At 43.8% G+C, this 11,550-nt stretch carries 12 protein-coding genes and 1 pseudogene; 4 read left to right on the plus strand and 9 right to left on the minus strand.

Annotated features, from left to right (window positions below; genetic code table 11):
- Positions 1-158: 158 nt before the first annotated feature.
- Positions 159-878 (plus strand): peptidoglycan DD-metalloendopeptidase family protein, encoded by a 720-nt coding sequence (locus tag DPV68_RS14650; RefSeq protein WP_114167502.1) that lies wholly within the window; start codon positions 159-161, stop codon positions 876-878.
- 63 nt (positions 879-941) lie between these two features.
- On the opposite strand, the gene DPV68_RS14655 is transcribed toward DPV68_RS14650, so the two are convergent.
- Positions 942-1,541: an IS3 family transposase gene (locus DPV68_RS14655; protein WP_051627790.1), complete on the minus strand. Its 600-nt coding sequence runs from the start codon at positions 1,539-1,541 to the stop codon at positions 942-944.
- Between DPV68_RS14655 and DPV68_RS14660 the strand changes: the two genes are divergently transcribed.
- Complete coding sequence (locus DPV68_RS14660; RefSeq protein ID WP_114167503.1) at positions 1,527-2,567, plus strand: glycoside hydrolase family 1 protein; 1,041 nt, start codon at positions 1,527-1,529, stop codon at positions 2,565-2,567. The two genes, DPV68_RS14655 and DPV68_RS14660, sit on opposite strands and share 15 nt — an antisense overlap.
- A 19-nt stretch (positions 2,568-2,586) precedes the next feature.
- Positions 2,587-3,441: pseudogene (locus DPV68_RS14665) on the plus strand (PRD domain-containing protein).
- 229 nt (positions 3,442-3,670) lie between these two features.
- Here DPV68_RS14665 and DPV68_RS14670 read toward each other — a convergent pair.
- The 8 genes from DPV68_RS14670 to DPV68_RS15210 all read right to left on the minus strand — a co-directional run bounded on the left by DPV68_RS14670 (position 3,671) and on the right by DPV68_RS15210 (position 10,260).
- A complete protein-coding gene (locus DPV68_RS14670; protein WP_232819669.1) occupies positions 3,671-5,044 on the minus strand; it encodes an MATE family efflux transporter in 1,374 nt (457 codons plus the stop codon).
- A gap of 127 nt (positions 5,045-5,171) precedes the next feature.
- Positions 5,172-5,825 (minus strand): hypothetical protein, encoded by a 654-nt coding sequence (locus DPV68_RS14675; RefSeq protein WP_029595502.1) that lies wholly within the window; start codon positions 5,823-5,825, stop codon positions 5,172-5,174.
- Between the two features lie 74 nt (positions 5,826-5,899).
- Positions 5,900-6,142, minus strand: coding sequence for a heavy-metal-associated domain-containing protein (locus tag DPV68_RS14680; protein ID WP_051627724.1), 243 nt, complete (start codon positions 6,140-6,142; stop codon positions 5,900-5,902).
- Between the two features lie 142 nt (positions 6,143-6,284).
- Positions 6,285-6,560 (minus strand): glutaredoxin family protein, encoded by a 276-nt coding sequence (locus DPV68_RS14685; RefSeq protein ID WP_029336165.1) that lies wholly within the window; start codon positions 6,558-6,560, stop codon positions 6,285-6,287.
- A gap of 14 nt (positions 6,561-6,574) precedes the next feature.
- Positions 6,575-9,034, minus strand: a complete 2,460-nt coding sequence (locus DPV68_RS14690) for a heavy metal translocating P-type ATPase (RefSeq protein WP_114167505.1) — start codon at positions 9,032-9,034, stop codon at positions 6,575-6,577.
- 18 nt (positions 9,035-9,052) lie between these two features.
- Positions 9,053-9,268: a heavy-metal-associated domain-containing protein gene (locus tag DPV68_RS14695; protein WP_029336168.1), complete on the minus strand. Its 216-nt coding sequence runs from the start codon at positions 9,266-9,268 to the stop codon at positions 9,053-9,055.
- Between the two features lie 45 nt (positions 9,269-9,313).
- Positions 9,314-9,772 carry a CopY/TcrY family copper transport repressor gene (locus DPV68_RS14700; protein ID WP_034781861.1) on the minus strand — a complete coding sequence of 153 codons (459 nt, stop codon included), beginning with the start codon at positions 9,770-9,772 and terminating at the stop codon, positions 9,314-9,316.
- Between the two features lie 113 nt (positions 9,773-9,885).
- Positions 9,886-10,260: a thioredoxin family protein gene (locus DPV68_RS15210; RefSeq protein ID WP_114167506.1), complete on the minus strand. Its 375-nt coding sequence runs from the start codon at positions 10,258-10,260 to the stop codon at positions 9,886-9,888.
- A gap of 318 nt (positions 10,261-10,578) precedes the next feature.
- Here DPV68_RS15210 and DPV68_RS14710 point away from each other — a divergent pair, with 318 nt between their 5' ends.
- The gene (locus DPV68_RS14710) at positions 10,579-11,289 is read left to right on the plus strand and encodes a hypothetical protein (RefSeq protein WP_198662340.1); all 711 of its coding nucleotides are present in this window, start codon (positions 10,579-10,581) and stop codon (positions 11,287-11,289) included.
- Positions 11,290-11,550: the final 261 nt, after the last annotated feature.

Consider the following 11,550-nt stretch of genomic DNA (forward strand, 5'->3'; position numbering starts at 1 on the left):
CATAAAATCCGTTTGTGAAAAAACTATGCATTTTTTGATTAAATCTCTTGTCAATTTTTGAAATGAATTTGATATACTTTTTTTGTAATATAGTGATGCTATACTCCTTTTAACAAATCGTTCGTCACTGTATCTTTATCTTTAAAGGAGTACAACTAATGAAAAACAAGGTAATACTTATCGCTTCTAGTGTCTTACTCACAACAAATTTTTCGATGCATAGTCCAAAAGTCGAAGCAAGTAGTGCATATAACGTAAAAGTGAAGACAGACGATCTTCGTGTTCGGACTGGTCCTTCTCTCAATCACAAAATTGTCGGCATCACTAACACTGGGCAGACCTTTTCTTATTTAGGAAAAAAAGGAGCTTGGACAAAAGTCCTTTACAAAGGAAACACACGGTATATCTATAGTTCTTACCTAAAAAAATATAAGAGCCACGTTGCCAAAAAAACATCATATAATAACTCTCTTTTTGCTTCTCCTACAGAAGGTCGGCTGACCCAAGGATACGGAAACTCTAATGGTGCTTACGGTTATACATTCCATAATGGCGTTGAGCTAGCTGCAGCAAAAGGCACACCCGTCTACGCTTCTGCCAGTGGAAAAGTCATTACATCTAAAAACAGCGGTGCATACGGTAAACACGTTATGATTTCACATAGTCTACAGAATCAAAAATACGTAACCGTTTATGCTCATATGAACAGCCTTTCGGTAAAAAATGGTCAGACAGTCTCTAAAGGTATGAAGATTGGAACAGTTGGGAATACAGGAAACTCGTTCGGAAATCATTTGCACTTTGAGATTCATAAAAACAGTTATAAATACAGCAGTTATTCTGCAGCGAATAGTGTCAACCCAATGAACTATTTGTAACCTAAAAAAAAAGAAAAGATTAGACTGACCTAGCTGTATGAGACACTAATAAAAATACCTTGATTAGGCTACCGCCACACCATATTTTATCGGTGTGAGGTAGCCTAATTTTTCTTGGATCCGTTCTTCGTTGTAGTAAGTTAAGTAATTATTCACCCGCTCACGCACTTCATAGTCGCTTAACGAGTTGAACTTGACGTACTGGAACACCTCAGACTTCAAGTTCGAATGAAACGATTCGATCACCGCATTATCCCAACAGTTGCCTCTTCGAGACATGCTGCTCGTCAGATACTTCCTCTTTACGAAATCTTGAAAGGCATACGATGTATAGACACTTCCTTGATCTGAATGGATGATAACCCCTTCGGGATTGTTCCGACTCTCCAACGCCATCCTTAACGTATCGATGACGAGGGGCGTCTGTTGATGATCGTATAGCTTATAGGCAACAATCTCATTGTTGAATAGGTCGATGATCGTGGAGAGGTACTTCGTCGTGCCCCCGTATTGGATGTAGGTGATGTCCGTCACCCACTTCTTATTCGGTCTACTGGCAGTGAAGTCTCGCTTGAGAAGGTCAGGGGCGATGACGATACTCTCACCCTGAGACTTCCATTTTCGTTTGGGTTTGATCCGACACTGGAGATGGTGCTTCTTCATGATTCTCTTCATTTCGAGACTCCGCTAGGATTACAGAAATATGGCTCCTGGCTTCATCGTGATGTGGTCGACTTCTTCCTTCACTACTGCGAAACCATGTTTACTCGATATAAAGGTAAAGTCCGATATTGGATTCCTTTTAATGAAATCAATGTCATGTCGACAAAACCATGGATGGGGGGAGGAATCCCTTCTTCAACGAAAGAATCACAGTTTATCGGTGCATTCCATCAGATGTTGGCGAATGCCAAAGCCGTGACACTTGCCCATGAAATTGATTCAGAGAACAAAGTGGGGATGATGTATAATGGCCACTTCGCATATCCAAACTCCCCAGACCCAGATGACGTCCAACGAACTGAGGAATTCATGCATAAAATGCAGTACTACTGTGAAGTACTTTGTCGTGGCAAATATCCGAACTACATTAAAAAAGAATTAGAGCGCGAGAATATCTCTTTGCCGTTTGAAGAAGGAGACGCCGATACATTGTATCGTGGTCCTGTTGATTTTATTTCATATAGCTATTACTTAACTCACGTTATCGTCAAGGAGTCGCCTCTCGAATTCTCTGGTTTGAATGGCGTGAAGACAGGCTATAAAAACCAGCATGTGGAGCAAAGTGAATGGGGATGGAGTATCGATCCGAAAGGTTTACGCTATTCCTTAAATTACTTGTATGATCGATATCAGTTACCACTTATGATTGTTGAAAACGGTCTTGGGGCCGTTGACACGCTCACGCCGGACAAGAAAGTACATGATGACTATCGTATCGCCTATCTTTGGAGTCATATCGAAGAAATGAAAAAAGCAGTCGCGATTGACGGGGTTCCGTTACTTGGCTATATGGCATGGGGTCCAATCGATCTGATTGCAGCCAGTACGGGAGAAATGAAGAAACGGTATGGGTTCATCTATGTAGACTTGGACGACGAAGGGAACGGGACCCTAGAACGGATTAAAAAAGATTCGTTCTACTGGTATAAAAAAGTCATAGCTTCAAATGGAGATGATCTGACTTGAATTAAGACGGAGGTATGGAATGATTCGTATCAAAAAAGTATTAAATTCAAGTGTCGTGATTGTCGAGGACAAATCAAAGCTTGAGTACATTTTAATTGGAAAAGGAATTGGTTTCGGGCAGAAAATCGGAAATGTTGTCGCTCCACCTGAAGCCTCCCAAATGTTCATACCCGCTGACGATGTCCGTATTAAAGAGTTCATAGGACTGGTGACTGAAATTCCTCCTGAATTCGTCGAGATCACTCGAGAAATCGTTGCATAAGCTGAGGAAAAGCTAGCTACAAAGCTCAATGCCGGTATCTTTTTAACACTGACAGACCACCTTCACTTTGCGGTAAAACGTTATTATAAAGGTATTACTATCAGCAAACGAGTATTTTTGGAAATTCGAAACTATTATCCACAAGAATTCAAGATTGGAAATTATGCGGTCAAGCTCATGAATGAACGATTTAAAATCGAACTGCCTATTAAAGAGGCAGCCAATATTGCTTTTCATATTATCAACGCGCAAGGAGAAAGAGAAGAAACACGTGATGGCATGCGCTACGCCAAGATGATTGGGAGTATTGTGAACCTTATTCGATATGCTTACAATATTGAAACCGATGAAGAAGATATTCATTATTCATGATTCATCACACATGTGAAATATTTCGCTGAACGCTTTTATGCTGGAAAAATATTGAATGAAGAATCCGATCAACTATTTGAACAGATTGCGAACATCTACCCAAAGACCATGAATGGTTCATTCAAAGTACGGGACTACCTTAAACAGTTGCACGGTGTGACAATTCCTAATGAGGAACTAGCTTATCTAGCCGTTCATATTCATCGACTGACAACTAATATGGATTTGAATAAACAATAACTTTCTTAATTACCTGGTTCTTTTTGACGAAGACCATGTTTTTTCTATACTGAACAAAAAAATATCCATTTTTTTTATAATCGAGCAGCTATAGGCCGCATGACATATGTGTGTTTTTCACCACTGATTCGATTTCTTTAGATCGGCGTGACGGGCTCCTTTAATAACTTTTTCAGAAAAGATAAAAGGAAAGAACAACTTTGCTCTTTCCTACAATTTCAGTCAAGTGTTAATAATTATTTATACATCGCACGTCTTCATGCTTAGTTTTGGGATGACAGGGCTTCTGCGGTTCGGATTCCACTACAATCCAACGCCCTCGGCTGAATTGAATCCAAAGGACGATCGCCTTAAAGACGATGTCTAGACCGATGGCGATCCACACTCCTGCAATGCCCATCTGCATCTGAATCGCCAATACATATACTGCCCCAGTCCTGATCACCCACATACCGATCGTGGTCAGATACATTGGAAACTTCGTATTGTTCGCTCCTTGGAATCCACCGGTCAATACAAGGACAACTGCTAGGAAAGGCTGGAAGACCGCTGCTATTTTTAACGCGACATCGATGTCTTTGATGACTTGGGGATCGTCGGTGAAAAGTGAACCTGCCCATCCTCCGAAGAAGAATAAGACGACCCCGAATAAGGACATGAAGCCCATCGCCATGAACGTGCTCAATCTGGCATATTCTTTGGCGGTCTCGTGGTCTCCCGCTCCGATGTTGCGACCGACGAGAATGGTTGCTGCTGTCGCGAAACCATATGCCAACATATAAGAGAACACCTCTAGATTCCCTGCAATTTGATGCGCGGCGAAGGTGTTCGTCCCGAGTACCACGATGAATCCGAAATACACGATCTGTCCGGCTCTCATGACCAATCGCTCGATAGCCGCCGGGCTTCCAAGGTTCACGAGCTCCAACTGGTGCTCGAGATCCGGTCTCCAGAAATCTTTCTTGAAGGCGATCACTTCCGTCTTACGAATATAGTTCATCAATAAGAGCGTCCCGACGAGCCGGGCGATGACGGTCGCGAGTGCCGCTCCGACGAGACCAAGTTCGGGGATGATCCAAAAACCGAAAATCAACATATAGTCGAGCACAATATTGACGACATTGATGACGATGCTCACCTTCATCGGTGATTTTGTATCTCCCGCACCTCGTAAGATACTACTGAGCACAAACATCAATGCCATCACGATCGATGGGATCCCGACAATTTTGAAGTAGGTGCTACCAGCTTCTAAAACGTCATTCTCCACCCCCATCAACCGCAGGAGAGGCTCAGCGAAAAATAGCGTCACGACCCCAAAGGTCACCCCGACCACGACAGATAGGACGATGGCCTGCTGCGCGATATGTCTCGCGCGCTCGATTCGTTCTGAGCCTAAGTTATTGGCGACATAAACGTTTACTGCCACACCGATTGCCATAAAGACAGCAAAGTAGATGGCGAGGATGGCATTCGTCACTCCTACCGCTGACACTTCTGCTAGGCCGATTCTTGAGACGAACAGCGTATCGACAAATCCGAGCAACGTTTGGAAAAAATTCTCGGCAACCGCTGGTAACGCGAGTAGAAGGATGAATTTCATCTTGGTTTTCCGATCACCATGAGTGTCCAGCCGCTCACTTTCTATCATCTGAGTCCTCTCCTTCGAAAATTATGCTTACAACGATTACAGGAAAGCGACCCAACGAGGAACCATGGGTCGCTCATGGTCAATCTGAGACACGAATGACGAAAGGATAGGTGTGCACAGTCCCATGGAACTGGAATTCGGCCCAGACCTTGTATAGGCCAGGTTTATGGAAGACCGTCTCAAATTCCGTCGTATCATGAGAAGAAGGATGCACATGGATAAACTGTTCTCCGGCTTCATCCAAGATGACGACATGACCAAGTGCTCCAAGGTATGGCTCCGGGTTACTTTCTTTGGTGTCATAGCTGAAGACAGTCGGGACATGCGCTTTTAAAGAGTCAATCGACAGCTCGACGGTATGACCTTCGATCGTCTTCGTCAGACGCTCATCCACTTTAAGTGACGATTCGATAGAGGAAGAGGACTGATGATCAATCTGTAAGTGAACCGGCTTCACTTGATATGCCAGTCCCTTAGGCTGAATATCCACGAAGAGTTTATACGCCCCTGCCTCAAGTTGGACGGGGTGCTCGAATCGACCCTCACCCTTTTTAAACGGATGGAGGTGTCGGTACTCAGTTAGGTCTTCGTTCACGAGAATCAAATGGAATTCCTTTTCATGGCTGACTTCGAGTTCCGGGGCTTGCTGATGTTGATCCTTTAACTCGATACTGATTTTCCCGAATTCATATTTAGCTTCTACAGACACTTCATTTCCCGTCAAGTTCTTCATATGATGATGTCCATGGTCTTTCACGTTTAACACTCCTTTGTGTAGTCCTTGATCGCACCGTCACTCGACCTCCATTACTTGCAGCAAGAACAACCGATTTTAACGGTCGCCTCCGTTACCTCGTAGCCAGTCTCTTGAATTGCGGTTTCAATCTCAGAAAGTGTGAGTTGGCTTTCATCGAACGTCACGTCCACCTCTCCCGCCGAAAGATTGACCTTCACTGATTCAATACCCGCTAACTTTCCAACGTGTCCTTCAATCTTATTGATACAAGATCCACAAGACATACCCGCTACCTGAAATGTTGATTTTTTCATTATATGTTCCTCCTGATTATTTAATTACCATACATGGGTAGGGTGTAAAAGTATCGATTTTTTTACACCCTCGCCACCTTATGTTCGTGTCCCTCATTGCGCGACACGCTTTCAACAGGTTCTGAGAGTGAGCTATCGTTGCTTATCGTAGCAATGTTAGAATCTCTTCTTTGTTGTTCTCGAAGCCAACAAAGTACTTCACTACTCTTCTTTTTCTGAGCATCCCTTTTTTGTAGAAGACAAACAGTGGTACGATTCGATTCCCTGATATCGCTACCATTTCTTGTTCAAGGTCAAGGTTCACACCCACATCTTTGTTCACATAAGAAACTGAGATTGTTTTTAAGTATTTTTTGGCATCCTGACAATCTGAACACGTCGGACGCGTGTAAAGTTCGAGCTGTAGATCTCTATCCATCCCAATTCCTCCTTTTATTTGATCATCGAAGGCTGGAATCGTTTCAAACGGAGTGCGTTCACCAGGACCGAGACTGAGCTTAAACTCATGGCCGCTCCAGCAAGAATCGGGTTCAACAAGGGCCCACCAAGTAGATAAACAATCCCCATTGCAAACGGGATACCCATGACATTATAGGCAAATGCCCAAAACAGGTTCTGTTTAATATTGCGGATGGTTGACTTGCTCAATTCGACAGCTGTAGGTACATCCATCAAATCGCTTCGCATCAAGACGATGTCTGCAGATTCGATCGCAACGTCAGTACCCGAACCGATCGCGATTCCGATGTCTGCTTGGGCCAAGGCTGGTGCGTCATTGATTCCATCACCGACCATTGCGACCTTCTTCCCTTCGGCCTGTAACTTCTTCACTTCGTTCGCTTTGTCTTCAGGTAACACTTCACTCAGTACCCGATCGATCCCGACCTGTCTCGCAATCGCCATGGCCGTACCTTTGTTGTCTCCGGTGATCATGGCTACTTCGATACCCATTCGTTGAAGTTTCTGAATGGCTTTACGACTGTTTTCTTTGACGGTGTCTGCGACAGCGATGATCCCTGCGATTTGTTGGTCAATCGCGATATACATCGGCGTCTTGCCTTGGTGTGCGAGTTTGTCTGAAGCGCCTTCAAGGACATCCAGTGAGATGCCGCGGTCTTTCATCAATTTTCTGTTTCCGGCAAGCAAGACTTTTCCGTCGATCAGGACTTCGATCCCGTGCCCTGGGATGGCTTCAAAACGATCGATATCCATGACACGCATCATTCTGTCCTCTGCCGCTCTTACGATTGCTTCGCCCAATGGATGTTCAGACCCTTTTTCAGCGGAAGCGGTCAAGCGTAACAACTCATCTTCTTGATGTCCATTCACTGTCACGATATCTGTCACTTTCGGTTTTCCTTCAGTGATCGTCCCTGTCTTGTCGAACACGATCGTCTGGACTTTATGGGTCGTCTCCAAGGCGCCGCCACTCTTGATCAACACACCATTCTCAGCACCTTTGCCCGTACCCACCATGATTGCTGTTGGTGTGGCCAAACCTAGTGCACAAGGGCAGGCGATGACCAGTACTGAAATCGTGATCGTCAAGGCGAAGAGGCCGGTCTGACCGCCTAAATACCATGCAATTCCTGAAAGGATCGCGACGACGATGACAATCGGTACAAAGTATCCGGAGATGATATCGGCCAGTTTTGCGATAGGAGCTCGAGAGCCCTGTGCATCCTCGACCAATTTGATGATTTGAGATAGCGCTGTATCCTTACCGACTTTCGTGGCTCGGTATTGGATGATCCCGTTCTTGTTGATGCTGGCACCGATGACTTGAGCACCCACATTTTTTTCAACAGGGATACTTTCACCGGTCAGCATGGATTCGTCTACAGACGTATTACCTGATAGAACCACGCCATCCACCGGAATATTCTCACCAGGCTTTACGATAATCGTGTCGCCGACGATGACTTCGTCGATTGATACTTCTAACTCTTGTCCGTTGCGGACGACCTTTGCCGTCTTAGGTGCCAGTCCCATCAATTTTTCAATCGCTTCGGATGTTTTACCCATCGACCGGACTTCAAGATATTTACCTAATGTGATCAGCGTGAGAATGACTGCGGCTGTCTCATAGTAGAGGCTATTCACGTATCCCTCATAACCTGAGAGGATAGCCATGGTGGCACCGACGCTATAGAAGAAGGCTGCGCTCGTCCCTAGGGCGACAAGTGAATCCATATTCGGATGCCCTCGGAACAATGTCTTAAATCCGACGGAGAAGAATTTCCATCCGAACAACATCACTGGGATGGTCATCATGAGCTGCAAGACAGCGAACAATTCTGGGTTCATCGTTGGATGCAATGCCATCGGTAGGGGTAGGCCGATTATATGCCCCATCGCCACATAGAGTAATGGAATCGTGAAAATCGCCGACCCTACAAATCGGTTCCACATCGATTGAATTTTTTTCAGTTTCTTTTCTTTCTCTGTATCTTGGCCATCCGTTGATTCTTGATCTTCTCTTGCCTCATATCCGACGTTTGCCACCACTCGGACGACATCTGATACAGTCACCAGCTGAGGATCATATCGAATGACTAATTTTTCTGTCGCCAGGTTCACATTCGACTCAGTCACACCCACCATTTTCCTCGTGGCCTTCTCAATCGTCTGCACACACGAGGCACAAGTCATCCCTGTGATGACAAATGATCTTTGCTCGGTCTCGGTTGAGGCCTTGTAGCCAGCCTTCTCGACGGTCGTCTGAATATCCAGCGGCGAGATTTTCGTCTCATCGTAATGAATGCTCAATTTCCCAGTCGCTAGGTTGACGTTGGAGGTCACTACGCCAGGCAATTTTTTTGTTGCTTTTTCAACTGTCTGAACGCAGGACGCACAGGTCATCCCTTCCACGGCAAATGTCTTACTCTCCATATCGTCTTACCTCCATTATTATTGGGCTGATTCGACTTCGTAACCGACCTCGCCCACAACTTCTTTAAATTCATTCACATCTAGTCGTGTTTCATCGTACTTCACTTTTGCGATGCCTTTCTTTAAGTTGACTTTCGCACTTTCAACCCCATTCAGACCTTCAAGTGCTGACTCGACTTTGTTGACACAATGAGCGCATGACATACCTTTAATCGTTAAAATCGTTTTTTTCATCTTGAGTCTCCTCCTATTCACTACATTCATGACATCATTTCAAACTCAATGTCTGGATCCACAAGAATGGTCCTGACATCTGCATTGACCCGGGGTACAGGTGCATGGAATGTCCTCCACCGCTTCACTTTCCTTCATCTCAAGGATTTTTTTGAGATTCTCGATATCCTGTACACTCAGTGTCGCCTGTGTGATCATCGTTCCGATTGTGTTCCCGACATCCCTGTCACAGATATGATCGAGTAGATCGTGTAACGTCTCTCTGATGACGTCACCTTCAACGACGTTCGCGGAGTAGATGAATTTCTTCCCCTCGGCCTCGGTTGAGAGCATCCCTTTTTTCACGAGCCTTCCAATGAATGTCTTCGTCGTCGCAGGCTTCCAGCTCATCTTCTTTTCCAATACCTCGATGATTTCTTTACTGGTCACGTGATTTTGGGCCCAAACGATACGCATGACTTCCCATTCTGAATCCGTGATTTGTTTTTCGACATGTTCAGCCATTTGTCTAACCTCCAAATTTTAAGTTTACAATCGTAAACATTTTGTTTGATTTAAGTTTACAATCGTAAACGTCGTCTGTCAACCATTATGTTTTTGGGTTCGCTATTCAGTCTTCATTGGCTATATTCTTGTCTAGAAAACGCATCTGGATATCCTTCAGCAACGCTTTCAAATAGTAGTGCGAGCTGACGGCATCTCGGGCACCAATCGGTGGTGAACTTTAAGACTACAGGCTGCGTAGAGTGATTAACCATTTGCAAATCAGATAATTGAAATTTCGAAAGCATTTTTTCTCCTCTCTTTTCGTTTACGTTTGTAATCGATTTAAATTTACAACTGTAAACGTTATTTGTCAATCTATATATTCGTGTCCATTTTGTATGTTTCTTTAAGCTTATTGTTTCTCTCAAAACACTAATTCGATTCGTATTTAGTTGGGTCGTATTTATTTTGAACTCATACAGCTTTAAATTGTTAACTACTGTCATCTCTTATATGATGTAATAAAACAAAGTAGGAATTGTCTTAAGCGTTTTGTTGCTTAGTCGCTAGGATTAAATAGATGATTCGACTACTAGCTTACTATTGAGACATTCTCATAAGTAAAAAGTGTAGGAAGGTATACATTTCGACGTCGAAATGTATACCTTCCTACACCACAAAGTGCCAGTTTATGAGTGATTTTTTTTATAACAACTTGTATTTAAATGATTTAAATATAGGAACTACATATGCTGTATACAAAATAATAACCAAATGAGGGATTAGAATTGGAATCAAACGAGACCAAGGTGACGTCATTCCGCGTGTCACAAGAAGTGAAAGAACATATTCAGCGTTTAATGGAGCAACGTCAAATATCAACCAACCAATTATTCGAGCAATTAATATCATTGGCCGATAAACAGTCACCGGACCCCTTAGTCGTCAAGGAGAACGAATCACTCGAAGCAGCACTGAATCAAGTGCTTGCCCTGTTCAATGAACGAGCCACTCGACTAGAAACGCAACAAAAAGAACATGAGCGAATCAACGCGCGATATAAAAATACCATTCATGACCTTGAACAAAGCGTAATTGCAGAAGCTGAACGACTCCAAGAGGAGTATGAGCGAAAGGTGTCGTCACATGAAATTGCACTCACTCAATTACAAGATCAAATCAACCAACTAATCGCTGAAAAGAGAATCGTTGAAGACGCATTGGAAACAGAACGTGTGTCTAACAAAGAAGAACTAAAAGAGCAGAAAAAAACAGTTTTTCATCTAGAAGGAGACATGAAAAAGCTAGAAGATGAACGTAGCCAGCTCTATCGGCAAAATCAAAGTCTTATGGACGCTGTCGACGACTTAAAAGCTCGTACACGCCGTCTTGACCAGCTTGAAGAAGAGAACCAGAAACTGCACTTAGAAGTCCAGCTCCTCCATCGAGAGAAAGAGACATTCGAGAACCGGTTACAGGAACAGGTCGAGCTCGCGGTCCTGCGTGAGCGGAGCACCCAACAAAATAAACAATGATACGAAAAGGGTACTAGGTTGAGTCAACCAGTGACTGAATCTAGTACCCTTATGTTTATTACAAACAAAGTATTTAACGGTTTGAAGAAATCGTCTGCTACATGTTCAATGACTTGACCAAAGATGCTTCATTCACACGTAGAATCATAACCTCATGAGAGTATAAAGAATGACTCCGCTTGGTCCAATTAAGATTTCACCTGCAATCCACGCACCTTGAATCGATTACGCTTTTCTTCTAATTTCACTTTCATATCTACC

This window comes from Exiguobacterium sp. TNDT2 (assembly GCF_003331145.1).
GTDB lineage: Bacteria > Bacillota > Bacilli > Exiguobacteriales > Exiguobacteriaceae > Exiguobacterium.